At 64.5% G+C, this 22496-nt stretch carries 20 protein-coding genes; 8 read left to right on the top strand and 12 right to left on the bottom strand.

Annotated elements, in window-relative coordinates; translation table 11 throughout:
- Window positions 1–9: 9 nt before the first annotated feature.
- The 4 genes from FJ978_RS10530 to FJ978_RS10515 all read left to right on the top strand — a co-directional run bounded on the left by FJ978_RS10530 (window position 10) and on the right by FJ978_RS10515 (window position 5158).
- Window positions 10–1620, top strand: a complete 1611-nt coding sequence (locus FJ978_RS10530; protein ID WP_013894053.1) for an ABC transporter substrate-binding protein — start codon at window positions 10–12, stop codon at window positions 1618–1620.
- 87 nt (window positions 1621–1707) lie between these two features.
- Window positions 1708–2658, top strand: a complete 951-nt coding sequence (locus tag FJ978_RS10525) for an ABC transporter permease (RefSeq protein WP_140572101.1) — start codon at window positions 1708–1710, stop codon at window positions 2656–2658.
- A 2-nt stretch (window positions 2659–2660) separates the two neighbouring features.
- A complete protein-coding gene (locus FJ978_RS10520) occupies window positions 2661–3506 on the top strand; it encodes an ABC transporter permease (protein ID WP_013894051.1) in 846 nt (281 codons plus the stop codon).
- The gene (locus tag FJ978_RS10515; RefSeq protein WP_013894050.1) at window positions 3503–5158 is read left to right on the top strand and encodes an ABC transporter ATP-binding protein; all 1656 of its coding nucleotides are present in this window, start codon (window positions 3503–3505) and stop codon (window positions 5156–5158) included. Before FJ978_RS10520 ends, FJ978_RS10515 begins: the two co-directional genes overlap by 4 nt.
- A 39-nt stretch (window positions 5159–5197) precedes the next feature.
- On the opposite strand, the gene FJ978_RS10510 is transcribed toward FJ978_RS10515, so the two are convergent.
- Both FJ978_RS10510 and FJ978_RS10505 read right to left on the bottom strand, forming a co-directional pair.
- A complete protein-coding gene (locus FJ978_RS10510) occupies window positions 5198–5674 on the bottom strand; it encodes an Lrp/AsnC family transcriptional regulator (RefSeq protein ID WP_013894049.1) in 477 nt (158 codons plus the stop codon).
- Between the two features lie 7 nt (window positions 5675–5681).
- Window positions 5682–7775: an NADH:flavin oxidoreductase gene (locus tag FJ978_RS10505; RefSeq protein WP_245265096.1), complete on the bottom strand. Its 2094-nt coding sequence runs from the start codon at window positions 7773–7775 to the stop codon at window positions 5682–5684.
- Between the two features lie 53 nt (window positions 7776–7828).
- On the opposite strand from FJ978_RS10505, the gene FJ978_RS10500 reads away from it, so the two are divergent.
- A complete protein-coding gene (locus tag FJ978_RS10500; RefSeq protein WP_013894047.1) occupies window positions 7829–8770 on the top strand; it encodes a LysR substrate-binding domain-containing protein in 942 nt (313 codons plus the stop codon).
- A gap of 44 nt (window positions 8771–8814) precedes the next feature.
- Here FJ978_RS10500 and FJ978_RS10495 read toward each other — a convergent pair whose 3' ends face one another.
- Complete coding sequence (locus FJ978_RS10495; RefSeq protein WP_031250456.1) at window positions 8815–9291, bottom strand: Lrp/AsnC family transcriptional regulator; 477 nt, start codon at window positions 9289–9291, stop codon at window positions 8815–8817.
- Between the two features lie 222 nt (window positions 9292–9513).
- Here FJ978_RS10495 and FJ978_RS10490 point away from each other — a divergent pair, with 222 nt between their 5' ends.
- Entirely contained in the window at window positions 9514–10839 is a 1326-nt protein-coding gene (locus FJ978_RS10490; protein ID WP_013894045.1) for an FAD-binding oxidoreductase, read from the top strand.
- 20 nt (window positions 10840–10859) lie between these two features.
- Here FJ978_RS10490 and FJ978_RS10485 read toward each other — a convergent pair whose 3' ends face one another.
- The 5 genes from FJ978_RS10485 to FJ978_RS10465 form a co-directional block, all read right to left on the bottom strand.
- A complete protein-coding gene (locus tag FJ978_RS10485) occupies window positions 10860–12251 on the bottom strand; it encodes an FAD/NAD(P)-binding oxidoreductase (RefSeq protein ID WP_013894044.1) in 1392 nt (463 codons plus the stop codon).
- Window positions 12248–12550 carry a (2Fe-2S)-binding protein gene (locus FJ978_RS10480; RefSeq protein WP_013894043.1) on the bottom strand — a complete coding sequence of 101 codons (303 nt, stop codon included), beginning with the start codon at window positions 12548–12550 and terminating at the stop codon, window positions 12248–12250. The genes FJ978_RS10485 and FJ978_RS10480 overlap by 4 nt, the downstream gene beginning before the upstream one ends.
- A complete protein-coding gene (locus tag FJ978_RS10475; protein WP_013894042.1) occupies window positions 12547–14532 on the bottom strand; it encodes a hydantoinase B/oxoprolinase family protein in 1986 nt (661 codons plus the stop codon). The genes FJ978_RS10480 and FJ978_RS10475 overlap by 4 nt, the downstream gene beginning before the upstream one ends.
- A gap of 4 nt (window positions 14533–14536) precedes the next feature.
- Window positions 14537–16615, bottom strand: coding sequence for a hydantoinase/oxoprolinase family protein (locus FJ978_RS10470; RefSeq protein WP_140572100.1), 2079 nt, complete (start codon window positions 16613–16615; stop codon window positions 14537–14539).
- A 107-nt stretch (window positions 16616–16722) separates the two neighbouring features.
- Window positions 16723–17610 carry a LysR family transcriptional regulator gene (locus tag FJ978_RS10465; protein WP_013894040.1) on the bottom strand — a complete coding sequence of 296 codons (888 nt, stop codon included), beginning with the start codon at window positions 17608–17610 and terminating at the stop codon, window positions 16723–16725.
- 114 nt (window positions 17611–17724) lie between these two features.
- Here FJ978_RS10465 and FJ978_RS10460 point away from each other — a divergent pair, with 114 nt between their 5' ends.
- Window positions 17725–18843: an FAD-binding oxidoreductase gene (locus FJ978_RS10460; protein ID WP_140572099.1), complete on the top strand. Its 1119-nt coding sequence runs from the start codon at window positions 17725–17727 to the stop codon at window positions 18841–18843.
- Between the two features lie 89 nt (window positions 18844–18932).
- On the opposite strand, the gene FJ978_RS10455 is transcribed toward FJ978_RS10460, so the two are convergent.
- From FJ978_RS10455 to FJ978_RS10440, 4 genes are read right to left on the bottom strand one after another with little or no spacing between them, the layout of a single operon-like run.
- The gene (locus FJ978_RS10455; RefSeq protein ID WP_013894038.1) at window positions 18933–19274 is read right to left on the bottom strand and encodes a hypothetical protein; all 342 of its coding nucleotides are present in this window, start codon (window positions 19272–19274) and stop codon (window positions 18933–18935) included.
- Window positions 19271–20155, bottom strand: coding sequence for an NAD(P)-dependent oxidoreductase (locus FJ978_RS10450; protein WP_140572098.1), 885 nt, complete (start codon window positions 20153–20155; stop codon window positions 19271–19273). The genes FJ978_RS10455 and FJ978_RS10450 overlap by 4 nt, the downstream gene beginning before the upstream one ends.
- The gene (locus FJ978_RS10445; protein WP_041164127.1) at window positions 20152–20643 is read right to left on the bottom strand and encodes a gluconokinase; all 492 of its coding nucleotides are present in this window, start codon (window positions 20641–20643) and stop codon (window positions 20152–20154) included. Before FJ978_RS10445 ends, FJ978_RS10450 begins: the two co-directional genes overlap by 4 nt.
- Window positions 20644–20656: 13 nt before the next feature.
- Window positions 20657–21412 carry an SDR family oxidoreductase gene (locus FJ978_RS10440; protein ID WP_140572097.1) on the bottom strand — a complete coding sequence of 252 codons (756 nt, stop codon included), beginning with the start codon at window positions 21410–21412 and terminating at the stop codon, window positions 20657–20659.
- 77 nt (window positions 21413–21489) lie between these two features.
- Between FJ978_RS10440 and FJ978_RS10435 the strand changes: the two genes are divergently transcribed.
- Complete coding sequence (locus FJ978_RS10435) at window positions 21490–22437, top strand: 2-hydroxyacid dehydrogenase (protein ID WP_140572096.1); 948 nt, start codon at window positions 21490–21492, stop codon at window positions 22435–22437.
- Window positions 22438–22496 lie beyond the last annotated feature (59 nt).

Below are 22496 nucleotides of genomic sequence, written 5' to 3'. Positions count from 1 at the left end.
GGGAATGATATGACCGACAACATCACGAACTGGACCAGCGCAGACGATGCCATGGTCGAAAATGCCATTCGGCGGGGCGCGAGCCGCCGCGAACTCCTCAAGATGCTGTTGGCCGGCGGCGCTGCGGTTGCCGCGGGCAGCGTGGTGCTTGGCCGCGCCACCAATGCCGTCGCCGCCACGCCGGTTTCCGGCGGCAGTTTCAAGGCGGCTGGCTGGTCGTCCTCGACCGCCGACACGCTCGATCCGGCAAAGGCGTCGCTGTCGACCGACTATGTCCGCTGCTGTTCGCTCTACAATCGCCTGACTTTCCTCGACAAGGATGGCGTCACGCAGATGGAGCTGGCCGAAAGCTTCGACAGCAAGGACGCCAAGACCTGGACCGTGAAGCTGCGTAAGGGCGTCACCTTCCACGACGGCAAGGCCCTCACCGCCGACGACGTCGTCTTCTCGATGAAGCGTCATCTCGATCCGGCGGTCGGTTCCAAAGTCGCCAAGATCGCCGCGCAGATGACCGGCTTCAAGGCGGTCGACAAGTCGACCGTGGAAATCACGCTGGCCGATCCGAATGCCGACCTCCCGACCATCCTGGCGCTGCATCACTTCATGATCGTCGCCGATGGCACCACCGACTTCTCCAAGGGCAACGGCACCGGCGCCTTCGTGCTGCAAACGTTCGAACCGGGCGTGCGGTCGGTCGTCACCAAGAACAAGAACTACTGGAAGTCGGGCCAGCCCTATCTCGACTCTTTCGAATTCATCGCCATCAGCGATGACAGCGCCCGCGTGAACGCCCTGCTGTCCGGTGACATCAATTTCGCCGCCTCCATCAATCCGCGCGCGATGAAGCTCATCGGCGGGCAGCAAGGCTTCGAACTGTCGAAAACCACCTCGGGCAACTACACCGACCTCAACATCCGGCTCGACATGGATCCGGGCAACAAGGCCGACTTCGTGGCCGGCATGAAATACCTCGTCAACCGCGAGCAGATCGTCAAATCGGCATTGCGCGGCCTCGGCGAAGTCGGCAACGACCAGCCCGTCTCGCCGGCGAACATCTTCCACAATGCCGACCTCAAGCCGAAGGCGTTCGACCCCGACAAGGCCAAGTTCCACTTCCAGAAGTCGGGCTTGCTCGGCCAGTCCATTCCCGTGATCGCCTCCGACGCCGCGACCTCGTCGATCGACATGGCGGTGATCATCCAGGCCGCCGGCGCCGACATCGGCATGAAGCTCGACGTCCAGCGCGTCCCGTCCGACGGCTATTGGGACAATTACTGGCTCAAGGCGCCGGTCCATTTCGGCAACATCAACCCACGCCCGACGCCGGACATCCTGTTCTCGCTGCTCTACGCCTCCAACGCGCCGTGGAACGAAAGTCAGTATAAGTCGGAGAAGTTCGACAAGCTGATGATCGAGGCGCGCGGCTCGCTCGACCAGGCCAAGCGCAAGGAAATCTACGGCCACATGCAGACCATGGTCTCCGAGGAGGCCGGCACCATCATCCCGGCCTACATTTCCAACGTCGATGCCCTCTCCAGCAAGGTGAAGGGTTTGGAGGCGAACCCGCTCGGTGGCATGATGGGCTACGCAATGGCGGAATATCTCTGGCTCGAAGCCTGAGAGGCGCCTGCCAGGGATCGGACAGCCGGTCCCTGGCACCTTATTGCGCAACATCGCTTGGCCGAACGCAACCGCAGGAGCGCTTTCATGACGTCTGGGGTTCTAAACCTCGTGTTAAAGCGGCTGGCAATCGCGGTGATCACACTTCTGATCGTCCTGTTCGCCGTTTTTTTCGCCACTAGCATGCTGCCCGGCGACACCGCGTCGATCCTGCTCGGCCAGGCGGCGACACCCGAAGCGGTCGCCGGCCTGCGCGAGGCCATGCATCTCAACGATCCGGCAATGCTTCGCTTCCTGCGCTGGCTTCTCGGCCTGCTCCACGGCGATCTCGGCACTTCCTATGCCAACGAGATGCCGGTCGCGGCGCTGATCGGCGGGCGCTTCGTCAACACCATGGAACTCGCCGGCATCACCACGCTGCTCTCGGTCCCCCTGGCCCTGACGCTGGGCATCACCGCCGCCATGCTGCGCGGCTCCCTCTACGATCGCACCGTCACCATACTTTCGATCGGCGTCATCTCGGTGCCGGAGTTCATGGTGGCGACTCTGGCGGTCCTGCTTTTCGCCGTCTATCTCAAATGGCTGCCGGCGCTGTCCTCGGTCAATGAGGCGCATACGCTGACCGACCTCGTACGCATTTATGCAATGCCGGTGATCACGCTGACCTTCGTCATCTCCGCACAGATGATCCGCATGACCCGCGCCGCGGTGATCGAGACACTGTCCACGCCTTATGTCGAGATGGCGCTTCTCAAAGGCGCCTCACGCGGCCGCATGGTGCTCAAGCACGCGCTTCCCAATGCGCTCGGGCCGATCGTCAACGCGGTTGCGCTGTCGCTGTCCTATCTGGTCGGCGGCGTCATCATCGTGGAGACGATCTTCAACTATCCCGGCATCGCCAAGCTGATGGTCGATGCGGTCGCGACCCGCGACCTGCCGCTGATCCAGAGCTGCGCGATGATCTTCTGCCTCGGCTACCTCTTGCTCATCACCGTCGCCGACATCATCGCCATCATGTCCAACCCGAGGCTCAGGTGACGATGGCGCGCGTGGCAGCTTCGCGACGGTCCTTCCTGGGCCGCAGCTACAATCTCGTGGGCGTGGTGGCCGCGCTGGTCATCCTGGCGTGGACGCTGATCGCCATCTTCGCGCCCTATATCATTCCCCATTCGATCGGCGACATCGTCGACGATGATTATTTCGGCCCGATGCGACAGGGCCTATGGCTCGGCTCGGATTATCTGGGCCGCGACATGCTCTCGCGGGTGCTGATGGGGGCGCGCTACACCGTCGGCATATCGCTCGCCGCCGTGGCCATCGCCTGCTTCTGCGGCGTGGTGCTGGGGATGATCGCGGCCGTCACCGGCGGCTGGCTCGACACCTGCCTTAGCCGTTTTCTCGATGCGATGAACTCCATCCCCAGCAAGCTGTTCGGCCTTGTCGTCGTCGCCGCGGTCGGCTCGTCGATCCCGGCGCTGATCATGACGCTCGCCGTCATCTATATCCCCGGCGCCTACCGTTTCGCGCGGGCGCTCGCCGTCAACATCAACAGCATGGACTTCATGACCGTCGCTCGCGTCCGTGGCGAAAGCACCGCCTATCTCATCGGATCCGAGATCCTGCCCAACATCATCCGCCCGGTGCTGGCCGATTTCGGCCTGCGCTTCGTCTTCATCGTGCTCTTGCTCTCCGGCCTGTCCTTCCTCGGGCTCGGTCTGCAGCCGCCGCTCGCCGACTGGGGCGCGCTGGTGCGCGAGAACATAGGCGGCCTGCCCTTCGCCGCGCCCGCCGTCATCGTTCCCTCGCTGGCGATCGCCAGCCTCACCATCAGCGTCAACCTGCTGATCGACAACCTGCCGCAGAAGATCAGGGACAGGGACGCATGAGCAATCTCGTCGAAGTCAGGAACCTGAGGATCGAGGCGACGACGGACTCGGGTCGTGTCGTCGAAATCATCAAGGGCGTCAGCCTCGACATCGCCGATGGCGAGATCGTCGCTCTGATCGGCGAGAGCGGTTCCGGCAAGACGACGATCGCACTCTCGCTGATGGGCCATGCGCGGCCTGGCTGCCGGATCGCCGGCGGCCAGATCAATGTCAACGGCAAGAACATGGCGGCACTTTCCGAAAAGCAGCGCGCAAGGATGCGCGGCACCGACATTGCCTATGTACCGCAAAGTGCTGCCGCCTCCTTCAACCCCTCGTCCACCATCATCGAGCAGGTGATCGAGGTTACGCGCATCCACGGGCTGATGTCCCCCGAGCAGGCGCGAAAGCGCGCGGTCGAGCTGTTCCGGGCCTTGTCGCTGCCGGATCCGGAAGGGATCGGCGCGCGCTACCCGCACCAGGTTTCGGGTGGGCAATTGCAGCGGCTCTCGGCGGCCATGGCGCTCATCGGCGATCCCAAGCTGATGATCTTCGACGAGCCGACGACGGCACTCGACGTGACGACGCAGATCGACGTGCTGAAGGCATTCAAGTCGGTCATGCGGGCGGGCGGAATAGCGGGGGTCTACGTTTCCCACGACCTCGCGGTCGTCGCCCAGATCGCCGACCGCATTGTGGTGCTGAAGGGCGGCGAAGTGCAGGAGGCCGGCACCACGGCTCAGATACTTTCGGCTGCCCAGCATCCCTATACACGCGAACTGCTGGCTGCCTTCGAGCCGAAACCGCGGCAAGCGCATGCGGACGCCGATGCCGGCGCGAAGCCGTTGCTGCGCATCGACAATGTGACAGCCGGCTATGGCGCGATACGGGCTGACGGACTGCCGCTTATCCGCGCTGTCAATACCGTCAGCCTGATCGTCGAGAAGGGGCGCAATCTCGGTGTCATCGGCGAATCCGGCTGCGGAAAATCGACGCTGGCGCGCGTCATCGCCGGCATCCATCCGGCAGCGGCCGGCGACATCGTCTTCGACGGCAGGGAGCTGGAGCGCACCGCCAGGAAACGCAGCCAGGACCAGCTGCGCGAGATGCAGATCGTGTTCCAGTATGCCGACACAGCGCTCAATCCGGCCAAGCCCGTGGAGGACATCATTGCCCGGCCGCTGGCGTTCTATCACGGGCTCGACAGGCAGGCGCGCTCGAAGCGCGTCGACGAACTGCTCGACATGGTTCGCCTGCCGAGAACGCTGCGCTACCGCCGCCCGTCGGAACTCTCGGGCGGCCAGAAGCAGCGCGTGAACTTCGCGCGCGCCCTGGCGGCCGGCCCCAAGCTCATCATCTGCGACGAAATCACTTCGGCGCTCGACACGGTGGTGGCGGCCGCGGTGATCGAACTGCTCAAGGAACTGCAGCGCGAGTTGGGCCTTTCCTACATTTTCATCAGCCACGACCTCTCCGTCGTCGAAGCGATCTGCGACGAGATCATGGTCATGTACAATGGCGAGCGGGTGGAGCAGATCACGCCCGACAGGCTGCAGGCGCCCACCCACCCCTATTCCAAGCTTCTGTTCTCCTCGGTGCCGAAGCTCGATCCGACCTGGCTCGATGGCCTCGTCCGCGACCCCGAGCTGGTCAGCCAATACGGCCATCGCTAGAGCGGCTCAGCATTTTACGGGAACGGTGAGCCGCTTCGACTACATCGGAAACAGGCTGGGCAGCGGCATGTGGGCCTTGACGATAGGTGACTTCAGCACCACGAAGCTGAAATACTTGTCGATGCCGATATCCATGTCGCTCAGCCGCTCCATGATCTCCTGGTACTCGCCGATGCCGGCGGCGACAAATTTCGTCAGATAGTCGTAGCGGGCGGAAACGCGGTGGCATTCGACGGCCGCATCGACCTTGTCAATGGCGGCAAGGAAACGCGAGAAGTCGATCTGGCGATGGTTCTTGAGCGTAATTTCCGTGAAGACGGTGAGCGTCCGCCCCAGCTTTGCGATGTCGATCTGCGCCGAATAGCGTACGATATAGCCTTCAGCATGCAGCTTCTTCACCCGCATCAGGCATGGGCTGGGGGAGAGATTGACCCGTTCCGCCAGCTCCACATTTGTGATGCGGCCGTTCTTCTGCAGCTCGTAGAGAATCTTGATGTCGATTCGATCGAGTTTCACGGCCCATCTACAATTGCGAGCAGAGCCGGTAGGCCTCATAGATCGACGAGTAGATGTCCCGGCTGGCAACCGCGTCTCCAATGCGGTGCAAGACGAATGATCCGGCAGCTTGCGGACCATTGTCCCGCCTGGTTTCCGTGCCCGTGATCAGGGCTATGTCGGTGACGCCGTTGTTGGCTGAGCGCGCCCGCAAGTCCTGATAGGTATCCTCCATGGGCACCGTGCCGCGCTCGACAATGAGTTGGGCTGCGGTCATTTCCGTTTCCGCACCGGTGAGCTCGTGCCGGAACGTGGCGGCGATGCCGTTGCCTTGGCGCGCGGCCTTGACCAGGCGCACATCGCTGACGACGCGGATGCCGCTTTCCGCGGCGCGTTTGCGAAAACTCACCCTGTCCGGATAGGGCGTCTCGATCGCCAACGTGTCGTCCGCTATGGCCAGGCTGATCACGCGCCCCGGACGGGCAAGATGCAGGCCGCAGGAAACTGCGGCCTGGCGTCCGGTCTCGTCGTAGATGAGCACATCGTCTTTCGCCGGCACGACCCCGGTCAGGACGTCCCAGACGCTGTCACAATGTTCGGCGCCCTCCAGCCTTTCCATATCGGGAACGCCGCCGGTGGCGACGATGACCGCATCCGGTTGGTCGGCAAGGACGATTTCTGCGTCCGCATAGGTGTTGAGACGGACTTCCACGCCAAGGCGCGCGAGTTCGTCGACGCGCCAGTCGACTATGCCGATGAGATCCTTGCGATCGGATGCCGAGGCCGCGACGAGCACCTGCCCGCCAAGGCGCGCTCCGGCTTCGAGCAGGCTCACTCGGTGGCCGCGCTCGGCAGCAACCCTTGCCGCTTCCATCCCACCCGGACCACCGCCGACCACGACCACCCGTTTCGGCGTTTCAGCCCGCACGATGGTATGGCTGATGATCGTTTCATGGCCGCTGGCCGGGTTGTGAATGCACTGCACCTTCTTGTATAGGCAGTAGGACGCCCCGACACACGGGCGAATGCGTTCTTCTTCGCCGCGCATCATCTTGTTGACGATATCGGGGTCGGCAATATGCGCCCGAGTCATGCCGACCAGGTCGACAAGGTTTTCGCGGATGGCATGCCGCGCTGTCGCTATATCCCGGATCGCTGCGGCATGGATCACGGGCAGTCTGGTTTCCCGTTTGAACTGCCCGACCAGCGGCAAAAACGGAGCGCTCGGGCTAAACATGCCGGGCATGTTCTGCTCAGCCAGCGACAGGTCGGTGTCCATGCGGCCAAAAATGCAATTGAAGAAGTCGAGATGACCTTCCCGTTCGAAGAGCCTGGCAAAAGCAAGGCATTCGTCGAAATCGGATCCGTCCTTGGCCGCCTCGTCGATCACGAACCGGATGCCGACGGCGAAATCGTCGCCCACCGCGCGGCGGATCGCCTCGTGAACCATCAGGCCGAAGCGCGCGCGGTTTTCCAGCGAACCGCCGAATCCATCCGTGCGCCTGTTGGTTCTGAGCGAGAGGAATTGACCGATCAGATGGCCGCCGGTGACGGTTTCGACGCCATCCAGACCGCCGTCCAGGCAGCGCCTTGCGGCACTGGCGTAATCCTTGATGATCCTGTCGACGTCCGCGGCGTCCATCTCCTTCGGAAAATTCCGGTTTCTCGTCTCGCGAACGCGTGACGGCGCCACCGGCGGCAACCAGTTTCCTGCATAGGCGGTGGCACGCCGGCCAAGGTGTGAGACCTGGCACATGACGGCGGCGCCGTGGCGATGCACCCGCTGCGATAGCGATTGGAGATGAGGCACGATGCGGTCGGTGGAAAGGTCCAACTGACCGCCGCCCCAGCTCGAATCGGGCGACGTCATGGCCGAGCCGCCCACCATGGTCATCGCAAGGCCGCCGCGCGCTTTCTCCTCATGGTAGCGCTGATAGCGCTCGAGCGGCAGGCCGCCATCGTCCAGCATCGAGGCATGGCTGGTGCTGACGACACGGTTGCGCAGCGTCAGACCCTTGAGCCGAAACGGCTGAAGCAGAGGATCGCTGGATGTGCTGCCCGCTTGGGATGCCGCTGTCTTCATGTTCTGCTCCGGCCATTCATCAGGGTTATAGTTCGCCATTTCCGAGCTCATAGAAAGCTTGAAAATGGTTGGGGTGCCTATACGCTGGACGCATGGCTGGTTTTGCAAAACTCGTTCCCTCCGCGCGCGGACTGCTTGTCTTCGAAGCTGCCGTCCGGTCGGGTAGCTTCACGGCCGCGGCGCGCGAGTTCAACGTCACGCAACCATCGATCAGCCGCAGCATTGCCCAACTCGAGGCCGATTTTGGTGTGCCTCTTTTCACACGAGGCCCAACGGGATTGACCCCGACCCCGGACGGACGTGTGCTCTATTCGGCCGTGCGGGAGGGATTTGACGGCATCGCGGAAGTGATCCGCAGGATCAAGCAGAACAGCGCTGCAAAGCCGGTGGTCACCCTTTCCCTTTCGAGTTCTCTGGCAACCTATTGGTTCGTTCCCAGGTTAGGGGCTTTCAACACGAGGTTTCCCGACGTCGATCTGAGGTTCGAACTGACCGCGGGCGTTCTGCGAGGACCCGCCGAGAATGTCGACCTGGCCACGAGAATCCTGACCGATGACGACCCCCACTATCACCACTGGGCATTCTCGCCTGAGATCATCGTTCCGGTGTGCAGCCCATCCTATTTGTCGGCCCACGGTCGGCTGATCCATGCCGGAACCGGGGAAGGTCATGCCCTGCTTCACCTGACCGACGCCAAGGAGCAATGGCTGGACGCCTGGGGCAGTGTGGCGGACCGCAAGACCAGCAGGGCAAAGTGGCTCGAATTCTCGGACTACGCCGTCGTGCTTCAAGCCGCGATGAACGGGGAAGGCGTGGCGCTCGGCTGGCTCAGCAACGTTTCAAGGGCATTGCTTCAGGGAACCCTTGTCCCGGCCTCGGACAGGCAGATCAAGACGGGCCGGATCCATCGGCTGATTGCCCCGCGCTCAAGGCCGCTACGACCTGTCGTGTCCGACATCTGCGCCTGGATGATCGCCGAGATGCAAATCGAATTGAAGGCACTGCACCCGATATTGGGGCCGGACATCTTGTAGCGGGCTGCAGGCGACAAATGCAGCGCGCGCAAGGCCATCGCTGACTACCTCGGAAACAGGCTGGGCAGCGGCATGTGCGCCTTGATGATGGGCGACTTCAGCACCACGAAGCTGAAATACTTGTCGATGCCGATATCCATGTCGGTCAACCGCTCCATGATAGTTTGGTACTCGGCTATGCCGGCGGTCACGAATTTCATCAAATAGTCGTAGCCGCCCGACACGAGGTGGCACTCGATGACCTGGTCGATCTTCTCCACCACGGCGAGAAAGCGGGCAAAGTCCACCTGGCGATGGTTCTTCAAGGTGATTTCGGTGAACACGGTCAGCGTCTGGCCGAGCTTGCCGATATTGACCTGCGCGGAATAGCCTTCGATGTAGCCTTCCGACTGGAGCTTCTTGACCCGCATCAGGCATGGGCTTGGCGACAGATGCACCAGATCAGCCAGTTCCACATTCGTGATGCGGCCGTTCTTCTGCAACTCGTACAGAATCTTGATATCGATCCGATCCAGTTTCACGGTCGTCTCCGCAGAACGCAGGCCGTAGCACAAAATGCTGCCTTGCTCATTGGCATTGACACTACCACAGCCCGTAGGCCTGTCCATCCAAGCGGACAGCGCTTGAAACGCAGCGGCTCCCGATTTCGCCCAGGCTGCCGGAATAAAATTCTGCTTCAGCGTCAACTGCGGCACCGGCTGCCTGCACAACACGGTAGATTGGCGCGTCAAGGCAGAGAGACCATGCGCGCACCACTGCAGCAAATCGAGACATCCGGCGAACTGCCACGGACCGCGGACGCGGTGGTGATCGGCGGCGGCATCGTCGGCATCTTCGCGGCCTATTACCTGGCCAGGCGCGGCATGAAGGTCGCGCTTGTCGAAAAGGGACGCGTCGGCGCCGAGCAGTCCTCAAGGAACTGGGGGTGGTGCCGCCAGCAGAACCGTGACGCGCGCGAGTTGCCCATGGCGACGCGCAGCCTCGATCTGTGGCAGCGCTTTGCCCCAGAGACAGATGAAGACACCGGCTTTCGGCGGTGCGGCTTGCTCTATCTCAGCAATGACGATGCGGAACTGGCTGGCTGGGTGCGTTGGCGTGACTTCGCCAGGACGGCCGGCGTCACCACGCACATGCTCGACAGCGCCGAGGCCAGCGAGCGGGGCCGCGCCACGGGCCGGACCTGGAAGGGCGGCGTGTTCTCGCCGACCGACGGCACCGCGGATCCGTCGCGGGCCGCGCCCGCGGTTGCCCGGGCCATCCTCAAGCTCGGGGGCTCCGTGCACCAGAATTGCGCCGCGCGCGGTATCGAGACCGAAGGCGGACGACTGAGTGGTGTGGTCACCGAAAGCGGAACGATCCGCACCAAGGTGGCGGTGCTGGCCGGCGGCGCCTGGGCCTCTTCCTTTTGCCGGCAGTTCGGTTTCCGTTTTCCGCAGGCGTCGATCCGCTCCTCCATCCTCTCCGTCTCGCCAGGCGCCGAGGGTCTGCCTGATGCGCTGCATACGGCAGGGGTCTCGGTCACGCGTCGCGGCGACGGCGGTTACACGCTCGCCATAAGTGGACGCGGCCGTGTGGACGTGACGCCGCAGCAGTTGCGCTTCTCCTCCCAGTTCCTGGCCATGTTCCTGAAGCGGTGGCGCAGCCTCGCGCCGGGCGGCCTGCAAGGCATGCGCTCGGGCCACGAAACGCTCCGACACTGGCGGCTCGATCAGCCGACGCCGATGGAGCGGATGCGCATCCTCGATCCGGTTCCGGACCAGGCGACCATCCGCCTGGCCCACGCCCGGGCGCTCGAACTGCTGCCGGCACTGCGCCAGACCAGGATCAGCGCAAGCTGGGCCGGCTACATCGACAGCACGCCCGACGGCGTGCCTGCCATCGGCGAGATCAACACTGTTCCGGGTTTCTTCCTGGCTGCCGGGTTCTCGGGGCATGGCTTCGGCATCGGACCCGGCGCCGGGCATCTCGTCGCCGATCTGATGACTGGTTCCAAACCGATCGTCGATCCGCAATCCTACGATCCCAGGCGCTTCGACGCTTCAGCCTGGGGGAAAGTTGCCGACTTCTAAGGCACGATACATTGCGACATCTAGACATGGTCTCCGCGACGCCATGAGCCGTCCTGCAGAAAGGCACCGACAGGCGCCGGGCGGACAGGCGCCTGCCCGCGAAACCGGCCGACAGCGCCAGGCGTGCAGCCGGTCTGCGCCGCGATGAGTTCGACGGCGGCCAACTGACAATAGCGCCCCTGGCATCGTCCCATGCCGACGCGCGACAGCGCTTTGACCCTGTTGGCTTCGCTGCCGCCGAAATCGGAGCTCTGGCGCACGGCCGCGGCGGTCACGTTTTCACAGCGGCAGACGACCGCGTCGTCCGGGAGTGCCCGCGCCATCGCCGCCGGCCAGGGAAAGGCGCGAACCAGGCCACGGGCAAAGCGTTCGAGCCGCGCGAGCTTGCGCAGATCGGCACCGAGGGAAGGCGCCGGCAATCCGAGATCGGCAAGGCACGCCGCCGCGGCAAGGCGTCCCGCGATCTCCGCGCCATCTGCTCCCAGAAGACGAACTCCATCGCCCGCAAGATAGACTCCGCCGCCGGCGCGGCCCATCCGGTCGGTCTTTGGCAGCCATTGCCGCCACTGCTCGTCATAAATGAAGGCGCATCCCGCCAAGTCTGCGAGATGCGTCTCCGCCCGCAAATGCCAGCCCATGCCTATCGTGTCGCATGACGTGAGGTGTTGCCTTCCGCCGGCGTCGCGCCAGCACATCGCTGAGACCCCCTTTCCGTCGGCGACGATCCGTTCGAGCTTCACGCCCGCATGGTAGCGGCCGCCGAGCCTCGCCCGCAGGGCCAGACCGCGCAGCGCGACCAACGGCCGGGCGGCAAGGTCCCAGAGCCCCCGCATCTGCTGGCGCCAGGGGGAGGTGTCGAGCACCGCCGCCACATCCGCTCCAGCCTTGATGAGCTGAGTGCCGACCAGCGTCAGCAAAGGCCCCGATCCGACGAGCACGATGCGCCGCCCGAGCGCGACGCCCTGCGCCTTCAGCGCGATCTGCGCCGCGCCAAGGCTGTAGACGCCGGCGCTCTGCCAGCCGGGGACCGGAGCGACACGATCGGATGCGCCGGTGGCAAGGATCAGACGATCATAGCTGACTAGCTGCACGCCGCCCTCCCCCAGCATCTGCAGCCGACCTTCATGCACTGCTATGACCGAGCTGTCCGCGCAATGGGTAAGCCGCCCGTCTGCCACCAACCGATCGAAGAGCGCATGCAGCGCGCGCGCCTTCGCCGCCTCCGACCCATAGAGCTGCTCGGGCGTGCGGACGAACCCATCAGGTGGCCGGCGATAGATCTGGCCGCCGGCGCGATTGCCTTCGTCGATCACCACCGGATGAAGTCCCGCCTCGACCAGCGTCGCGGCCGCCCTTATGCCGGCCGGACCGGCGCCCACGATCACGATCCGCGGCGACGAGGTCTCGCTCACGGCCAGCTCTCCGGTGGCGTCGTGCGCAACCGCATGCCTTGACTGACAAGTGACGAGCACGCCCGCATGCGCGGTCCCTCGTCCTGCCATACCCAGCAATCCTGGCAGGCTCCCATCAGGCAGAAGCCGGCACGCGGCTCGGGTCCGAACTCGGATTTTCGCAATGCATGTCCTGATGCAAGCATGGCGGTCAGCACGGTGTCACCCGCAAGGGCGCCGCGCATCTCACCGTCGAGAAAGAAATGCACCACTGCGCGGTCGCGCTCGGCCAGCCGGACGATGCGGCCGGCGGTGATCATTCCGCTGCCTCTCGCACGGTGCGAGGACTGGGCAGTTCGGGGAACCGTTCGCAGACCGCATCGAACGCAGCCTGGACGCCTTCCTGTCCCGAGCGCCCTTTCATGCGACGGAATATCTCCGTCTTGGCGAAAAACCGCCAGTGGATCGGCAAGTCCCGCAGTATGGCGGTCAGCAGGTCATAGGCCGCGGGCGTCCACTGCGCTTCGTAGCCATCGCGCTCCGGACCGAAATGAAAATGGCCGACGGCTGGTCCCTGCCGCGCACGCAGTCTTTCCGTCGCCTGCACGTCGACCTCGCCGTCACGGATGACGACCCCATAGTCGCGCTCGGCAGCCGTTCGCGTGACATAGCCACGCCGCACATCCTGCGCGACGCGCCAGGGCTCGCGCTCACGCGGATCGCCGCGCCCGCCGCCTCCGGCGGAGCGGATATCGAGCACGTCACCAGGCTGCAGCACCGCAGTGTCGATGTTGCCCAGCCGCCGCTCGTGCTCGGTCCCTGGGTTGACGATCATGTCCGATAGGCCGGCTGCCTTGCCGCCCAGCACGCCCCACGGACGAAAGAAGCTGCGGTCGCGGTTGCGCGCCGTGATCCTGGAGTCGGGGGCGAAGACACGGAAAGCCATCTCGGTCGCCAGGCCGCCGCGCCAGCGCCCTGCACCGCCACTGTCCCTCGCGAGCCCGTATTTCACGAATTCGACCGGGGTCTCGGTCTCGGTGATCTCGATCGGCGTGTTCTTGAGATAGGCGGCATCCGCGCCCGATCCATTGGTCCCGTCGCGATGCGGCATCGCGCCGCCGCCGCCCACTACGGGATTCACCGCCGTGATGACAGTCTTGCTGGTCCGCTCGTCCGTCGTCATGACATTGACGATGCAGTTGTTGCCGGCAGGTGCTGCGGGCAGGCGCTCCGGCACCGCTTGCGAGAAGGCGCCGAAGATGACCGACCGCAGCCGGGCGCAGGTGAGCGAGCGCATGCCCACAGCAGCGGGATGGACCGGATTGAGCACCGAACCTTCGGGCGTGATGCAGGTAAACGGCCTGGTGAGGCCCGTATTGAGCAGTATCTTCGGGTTGAGCGTGTAAAGCACGTAATAGACGCCCACCAGCAGCATGGTGTGTCGCGGGTCGCCGCCTGAAGGCACGTTGAGCGAGGAGCCGAGCTGCGGATCGGAGCCGGTGAAGTCGAGCACCGCCTCGTCGCCTTTGATCGTCAGCGTCAGCTTCAGCCTGCAAGGATTGGCTTCGACCGAATCCTCGTCGGCATAATCGGCGAACTGCCATGTGCCGTCCGGCATGGCGCGCAGCACGTCGCGCGCCTGCGCCTCCGCATGGTCGAGAAGCGCGGAAACGCCCTCGATGAAGCCGGCCTTGCCGAACTTCTTCACCATCGCCTGGATCTTGCGCTCGCCGGTGTTGAGCGCGCCGACCAGCGCCTTGATGTCGCCGATGTTGAGGTCGGGCTTGCGCACATTGGTGCTCATGATCCGCAGGATCGTCTCATCGAAGACGCCTTCGTTCACCAGCTTCATGGGTGGAAAGCGGATACCTTCCTGATGGATTTCGGTCAGCGCCCTGCTGAGCGAAGCCGGCACCGCGCCGCCCATGTCGGTGTTGTGGATATGCCCTCCGGTCCAGGCGACGATCTCGCCGTCGACGAAGACCGGCTTCCACAGATGCGTGTCGGGCGCGTGCGTGGCGACGTGGCCGGAATAGGGATCGTTGGTGAACGCAACGTCCCCCGGCCGGTAGTCGTCGACCATCGCGATCGCGCGGTGATATGAAAGCCCCGGATACCAGGTGGCCCCAAGTTCCATCGGCACGGCGAAGGTCGCGCCTGAACGGTCCATCAGCATCACTGTAAAATCCTGCGTCTCCTTGACGAAGGCGGAGTGCGCGGTGCGGTGCAGCGTATGGGCCATGTTCTCGGCGGCCGCGCGGGCGTGGTTGGCCAGAACCTGAAGGTTCGTGCGGTCAAACATGGCTTTACTCCGGGAACGTCAGCAAAAGGTTGAGGTGACGGTCGACCCTTGCCTGCGCTCCCGCGGGAATGGCAAAAGTGGTGTCTTCCTGCACGACCACGGCAGGACCGTGGAATTTGCTGCCGGCTACGAGGGCCTGCCGCTCGTAGAGGTCGACGGTCTCGACGTTCAGGCCCGTATAGACCGGGAGCCGGCGCGCCGGGATGGCCGCAACTTCCACTTCTTCGGCCTCCGGGAGGGAGAGTTTCGGCCCCGCGCCTATGGCGGACAGCCGGACATTCACAAGTTCTATCTCGCCGTCCGGGTCGTGGAAATCGTAGAGCTGTTCATGGGTGAGGTGGAAGCCCTGTGCGATGGCGACCGCATTCCCGTCCGTCAGCCATTGCGGCTGAAGGACGACCTCGATCTCATAACTTTGTCCGACATAGCGCATGTCGCAGGAGAGGTTGAGCTCCGCCTCCCCGTCATGACCTTGCGCCGCAAGCCAGTCGCGCCCCTCACGCGCCAGAGCCTCGAAGGCCTCGCCAATTCCGGCAAGCGACATGTCCGACAGCGGGCTGAAGATGGTGCGAATGAAGTCTCCGCGCAGATCAGCAACCAGCCCGCCCAGCGCCGACACCACGCCGGGCCGGCGGGGCGCCATGACGCGTTTCATCCCGAGTTCGCGGGCAAGGAAGGCGCCGAGCATCGGGCCGCCGCCGCCGAACGGCATCAGCGTGAAATCGCGCAAGTCGACGCCGGCGCGCGAGGCAAGCTTCTCGACCTCGACGAACATCTCCGACACGGCAATGTCGAGGATCGCCTGCGCCGTCTGCTCGATCGGGCGGCCGAGCCGGGCGGCAAGCTCGCCGACCGCGCGATGCGCCAGTCCGGTATCGATGCGGAGCTGGCCATAGGCCATCTCGCTGTGACCGAGCCATCCGCACACCACCATGGCGTCGGTCACCGTCGCCCGCTGGCCGCCGCGGCCGTAGCATGCCGGTCCCGGAGTCGAACCGGCCGACTCAGGCCCAACCCGCAGCACCCCTTGCGCGTCGACGCTGGCGATCGAGCCGCCGCCAACGCCGATCGAGCTCACCGATACCGAGGGGATATGGAGCGGAAACTCGCCGATCAGTTCGCCGGTGCCGAACTGCGCCTCGCCACCGATGATGAGCGCGAAGTCGGCCGAGGTCCCGCCGATGTCGAGGGTAAGAACCTGGTCTTCGCCGGCCTGACGCGCCAGCCATGAGGCACCGATGACGCCGGAGGCCGTTCCCGACAAAAGCATGTTCACGCAGGCGCGCTTGCCTTCGGCGGCGTTCATCAGCCCGCCGTTCGACTTCGTCAGCATCGGGCGGGCCGGCACGCTGCGGTCCTTCAGCCGCTCTTCCAGCGCCGTCAAATAGCCCGAGACGCGCGGATGGACATAACCATTGAGAATGGCGGTCGAGCCGCGCTCGTATTCGCGGATGACCGGCCACACCTCGGCCGAAGAGAAGACGAAGAGGTCGGGAGCGTGACGCGCGATCGTCGCCTTGACGGCAGCCTCCTGCGCGGCGTTGCGCCAGGAATGGAGGAAGGAGACGATGATCCCCTGCGCCCCATCCGCTTTCGCCGCGGCCACCGCGCTGGCCACCACCGCCATGTCCGGTGCCTGGGATTCACTTCCGTCGGCGCGCATGCGGGCCGGAATGCCGAACACCATGTCGCGCGAGATCAGCGGGTCCGGCCGCGAGCAAAACAGCGAATACATGTCCGGCATTCGCAATCGCGCCAGTTCGATGACGTCCTCGAAGCCGGCATTGGTGAACAGCGCCAGCGGTGCGCCCTTGCGCTGGATGATGGTGTTGATGCCGACCGTTGTCCCATGCACGAAGCGCGTCATGCGTTTGGGATCAAAGCCTTCGCGTTCGGCCAGAAGGGTGAGGCCCGTCATCAGTTCGGCGCCCGGATCTTCTGGCGTCGTCAGAACTTTCAGCGAGGCCACGCGCCCAGAATTTGCTTCCAGCGCGCAGAAATCGATGAATGTGCCGCCGATATCGACGCCGACCTTCCAGTCGGCTTCGTTCCGCGCCTCGTCCGCCGCGATGGCACCATCCATGATGCGTCCCTTCCTGTCTGCCAACCAAAGCTGACACGACAGGATGGCCAGGGTCCAAGACGTATGATGAGCAAGGATATAAGCCTTGCTTATGCTTTCGAGCGACGCTAACCCAGCACGGCGGCACAGGCCGCGCGGATCTGGTCGCGCATCAGCTCATCGGCCCGCGAAAGTGCCCGTGTGCGAGACGTGAGCAGCGCAATCGGAAATTCCGGCCCATTTGCGAGCAGCCTGACCGCAAGCCCGGCAAACTGATGCCAAGGCAGCAGCGCGTCGACCAGGGCGATGCCCAGACCGGCCTGGACAAAACCGACCGCGGAGATGGATACGTCGATCTCGAGCGACGGCGAAAGCGTCACACCTTGCGCGCGTGCAGCGTGGGCCAGTTCGTCGGCAGGACGGGTGTTGCCCCGATACGATATCAATTCCTCGCCTGCGAGATCGGCGAGTGTCAGCTCGGTTTTCCCGGCCAACACATGCCCGGTCGGCAGCAGGCAAGCAAAACCGACGCTGCCGATCACTTCCGCCTCAATATCCGGAGGGAGCCGGTCGTCCATGGCCACGCCGAGGCTGGCGTCGCCCGCTCGCAGCATGTCGACGATGGCGGCGATCGGCGCGCTATGAGCGCGCAACATTATGTTGGGATGCTGGGCCCGGAATTTGGTGAACGCGCGCGGCAAGATCGCCATGGCCGGCGGCGGTGAGGCGGCGACCCGCACCAGCCCTGCCCGGCCCAGACGCAGATCGGTGGTTTTGCGGCGCAAGCCTTCAAGCCCCGCCGACAACCTCTCGGCATCAGGGAAGATCTCGAGCGCCTCCGGGGTCGGCCGCAGCCGGCCCTTAACCCGCTCGAACAGCGTGAAGCCGAGTTCGTCTTCGGTGTGGAGCAGGATCTGGCTCAAAGCGGGCTGGGAGATGTTCAGCATCCGCGCCGCGGCGGTCACGGTGCCCGCGCGCATGACGGCGATGAACACTTCGAGCTGCCGGGCCCGCATTGCCACTCCATAGGTAAAGCTTATGGGTCCTGTCCAAACCCATCTTTGACGCAATGCCACGGCGCGGACAAGATCAGTCAAAGGATAGAGTGCTGTTTTGCAAGAGGCCGCGCCATGGATGTGATCGTGCTGGGCGGCGGACTGATGGGAACGGCTTCTGCCTATTTCCTGGCCCGGCGCGGCGCGCGCGTTACCTTGATCGAGCGCAATCGGATCGGCACAGGAGCAACGGTTGCCTCCTTCGGCAACATTCGGCGCACGGGGCGTGATCTGTCCCAGCTTCCGCTGGCCCATCGCTCGCTCAGGCTGTGGGGCGAGGCCGAAAAAATGCTTGGCCGCGACGTGGAATTCCGCGCTACCGGTCATATCCGGCTGATCTTCGATGAAGATAGCCTCGCCGACATGCGGGCCTATGCCGAGGCGGCGCGGCCCTGGGGGCTGGACCTCGAGGAGCTCGGCCCACCCGAGATCCGTGCCCGCTTTCCCGGTCTCGGTGCCGAGGCGATCGCGGCGTCGTTCTCGCCGCAGGACGGCAGCGGCAATCCGAGGCTGATCGCACCGGCATTCGCCGAGGCCGCCCGCAAACTGGGCGCGGAAATCGCCGAGGCGACTGAGGTCGAGACGATCCGGCACACAGGCTCCAGCTTCCTTGTAGCCAGTTCAAAAGGTGCATTCGCCGCCGAGTGTCTGCTCAACACCGCTGGTGCTTGGGGCGCGCGCATCGCCGCGCAGTTCGGCGAAGCGGTTCCGCTCGACGCCCGTGGCCCGCAGATGGGCGTGACCGAGCCGCTGCCGCATCGTATCTTGCCGGTGGTCGGCATCTGGACGCGCAACAAGGACCATGGCGCCTATCTGCGTCAGGTCGAGCGAGGCAACATCGTCTTCGGCGGAGCGGCCGAAAGGGTGGCAGTTAACCTGGATCCTGGCCATGCAAACGCGGATCCCATACGCCTGCCGACGCAGTTGCGCGCCGTCGCACGGTTGCTGCCGGGAATCGCGCGGGTCGCGGTCATCCGCACGTGGTCCGGCTGCGAGGGTTATGTCAGAGACATGCTGCCGATCATGGGACGCTCGGCGACGACGCCACGCCTGTTCCACGCCTTCGGCTTCAGCGGACATGGCTTCCAGCTCGGTCCGGGCGTGGGCGATGCCATGGCCGAGCTCATCATGACCGACCGTTGCGAAACACCGCTCGACGATTTCAGGGTCGATCGCTTCGCCCGCACAGCCTGAAGAAAGCAACCGGTGACATCCGCGCAGCCGCTGCCGCCTCGATAGCAATACGGGTGTTTTCCGGGTCGAAAATTCCCCATGATAGGGGGCTAATCTCCGGCTAGCGGAAACTCGTTGGCGATGGTGACGTGGTGGTGGATGCGGCCCTCGAAATATCTGCCCAGCACCGCCTCGGTCGCGGCGCGGGATTCGGCGCGGACGGGGCTGGCAAGGGCCGCGTCGACGGCCGCCATGTCGGGGTAATTGATGGCCAGGATCATTGGAAATTCCGGCGCGCCGTCGTCGCGCTTCTCGGCAAAGCTGACGCGCACGTGTAGCGCACCGGGGAAGGCCTTCCATTTCGGCAGGACAGTCTCGATCACGTCCCGGCGGAACGCCTCCGTCTGGCCATCCTTCACCTTGCCTTCAAACAGTGCGTAGCGCGTGATCATTTGCCGTCCTCGTCCTTGCGTTGGAAAAATTCCATCAATGCGGCCTGATCCTCGCCGCCCAGTCCGGCGGCTGTCAGCAGCCTGTGCACCTCGGCGCAGACGGCCGTCAGCGGCATCGCCGTGTGTGTCCGCCGCGCCAGATCCTGCGCGGCATTGAGGTCCTTCACCATATTGTCGATGCGGCCGGTGCGGCGGTAATCGCGGGTGGCGAAGCGCGGCAGGTATTCCTGCAGGATGGCGCTGTCGGCGCGGCCGCCCCTCAGCGCCTGCGGGATCTTCAGCACGTCGACGCCGGCATCCAGCGCCAGCCGCGTCGCCTCCGCCACCGCCATGAAGTTCAGCGCGCACAGCACCTGGTTGATCAGCTTGGTCGTCTGGCCGGCGCCCGCCGGACCCATATGGGTGTAGTTGGCCGCAACATCGCGCAGCACATTGTGGGCATCCTCGACGTCATCCTCTTCGCCGCCGGCCATCAGTGTCAACTCGCCGGTCAGCGCCTTCGGCGCACCGCCCGAGAGCGGGCTGTCGACCCAGCGAAAACCCTTCTCGCATGCGTCCGCGGCGAGCTGGCGCGTCGCATCGGGCTCGATGGACGACATGTCGATGATCAGCGTGCCAGGCTTGGCTCCAGTCGCCACGCCGCCGTCGCCGAACACCGCGCGGCGCACGATCGCCGCCGAATTGAGGCTGAGGATGACATAGTCGGACGCGCCAGCGGCCTCGGCCGCACTTGTCATGGGGGTCGCGCCTCTGGCGACCAGCGCCTGGACCTTGACCTTGTCGAGATCGAAGACGGCGAGGCGATTGCCGGTGGCAAGCAGGCGCTCACCGATCGCCCCGCCCATGGCACCGGCGCCGATCAGTGCGACTTTGTTGGTCATGACGGCCACTCCTCGAATTTCGTTGTTATCTCCGCGACAATCTCCTTGAGCGGCGCGTCGATCGCCACCCTGATCGCGTTCTCGTCCTTGCCTGGTATCTCCAGTGTCGCGAACTGGCTGTCGAGCAAGCTGGTCGGCATGAAGTGGCCGGTGCGTTCCCGCATTCGACGGGAAATCAGTTCGCGCGAACCGTCGAGATAGATGAACAGCACCGGCGCGCCGGCCCGTTCGGTGATGAAATCGCGATAGGCGCGCTTCAACGCCGAGCAGCCGACGATGACGGGCATTGTGCCTGGCCTCAGGGTTTCGCCGACCTTTGCCAACCACGGCCACCGGTCGCTGTCGGCAAGCGGAATGCCGGCGCTCATCTTGGCGATGTTGGCCTCCGGATGCAGCTGGTCACCATCCAGATAGGTCGCCGAGATCGCGCGGGCGAGTGCCTCGCCGATCGTTGTCTTGCCCGACCCCGCAACGCCCATGATGACCATGCGGCGGGGCTGATCAGATCGACGCTGTGATGCCGCCATCGACATAGAGGACATGTCCGTTGACAAAGGATGACGCGTCGGAGGCGAGGAAGACACAGGCCCCGACCAGCTCCTCGACCTTGCCCCAGCGACCGGCCGGCGTGCGCTTTTCAAGCCATGCGCTGAATGCCGGATCGGCGACCAGTGCGGCATTCAGCGGCGTGTCGAAATAGCCGGGCGCGATGGCGTTGCATTGCAGGCCGAACCTGGCCCAGTCGGTCGCCATGCCCTTGGTCAAATTACCGACCGCGCCTTTGGTCGCTGTGTAGGGCGCGATGCCGGGGCGGGCAAGCGCCGTCTGGACGCTGGCGATGTTGATGATCTTGCCGCGCCCACGACGGATCATGTGCCGGGCGACGGCCTGGCCGACATGGAAGACGCTGGCGACATTGGTCTGCAGCAGGCGTTCGAACGCGTCGGCGGGAAAGTCCTCGAGCGGCGTGCGGAATTGCATGCCGGCATTGTTCACCAATATGTCGATCGGCCCGCCGGACAGCTCGAAACTGTCGATGGCGGAGCGGACCGCGTCATGGTCGGTGGCGTCGAAGGCGAGTGTCTCCGCCCCTTTTATCCGCGCCGCAGCCTCGGCGAGCTTTGCCCCGTCGCGGCCATTGAGGACCACTTTGGCGCCGGCTTCGGCCAGTCCCCTGGCCAAAGCGAACCCGATGCCTTGCGAGGAGCCGGTAACGAGCGCCGCGCGCCCGGTGAGATCGAACAGTGTGGACGACATTTTCCGATTGCCTCTCGTCGTTGAATGTTGTTATGTTATCGATAACATTGTTGTCAAGTCAGTTGGAGCGAAAACCGATGCAGCGGCCTCACATCCTTCAGGTTGGACCCTACCCCGCATGGGACGAGGAGCCGCTCAATGAAGCCTTTACAGTGCACCGCTATTTCGCGGCTGATGACAAGCAGGCTTTCCTCGCCGAGATCGGACCGCAGGTGCGCGGCATAGCCACGCGTGGCGAGCTCGGCGCGAACCGCGCCATGATCGAGGCCTGCCCTTCGCTTGAGGTTGTTTCCGTCTACGGCGTCGGTTTCGATGCGGTCGATCTCGCGGCATGCCGGGAGCGAGGCGTGCGCGTCACCAACACGCCGGACGTGCTGACCAACGACGTCGCCGATCTCGGCATCGCCATGATGCTGTGCCTGTCGCGCGGCGTGATCGGCGCCGAACGCTGGGTGCGCGACGGCAGCTGGGCGGCGAAGGGCCTCTACCCGCTCAAGCGCCGCGTCTGGGGCCGGCGGGCCGGCGTGCTCGGTCTTGGGCGCATCGGCTACGAGGTGGCCAAGCGTCTCGCGGGCTTCGGCATGGACATCGCCTACAGCGACGTCGCGCCGAAGGACTTCGCCCCGGATTGGACGTTCGTCGCCGATCCGGTCGAGCTGGCGAGGCGTTCGGACTTCCTGTTCGTGACGCTTGCCGCGTCGGCCGCGACGCGCCACGTCGTCAACAAGGATGTGCTTGCGGCACTCGGCGAGGACGGCATGCTGATCAACATTTCGCGCGCATCCAACATCGACGAGGATGCGCTGCTCGACACGCTCGAGGCAAAGGTGCTCGGATCCGCCGCGCTCGATGTGTTCGAGGGCGAACCGAAGCTCAATCCGCGCTTCCTGGCGCTCGACAATGTGTTGCTGCAGCCGCACCATGCGTCGGGCACCATCGAAACGCGCAAGGCCATGGGCAAACTGGTGCGCGACAATCTTGCCGCCCATTTCGCCGGCCAGCCGCTGCTCACGCCGGTGCTTTAGGCTTGTCTTACGCGGATTCGGACGGAAAACCGCTGCACATTTTTCCTGGAATTGCCCGA

Source organism: Mesorhizobium sp. B1-1-7 (assembly GCF_006442705.1).
Taxonomy (GTDB): domain Bacteria; phylum Pseudomonadota; class Alphaproteobacteria; order Rhizobiales; family Rhizobiaceae; genus Mesorhizobium; species Mesorhizobium opportunistum.
This window is presented reverse-complemented; position numbering and strand designations above follow the sequence as displayed.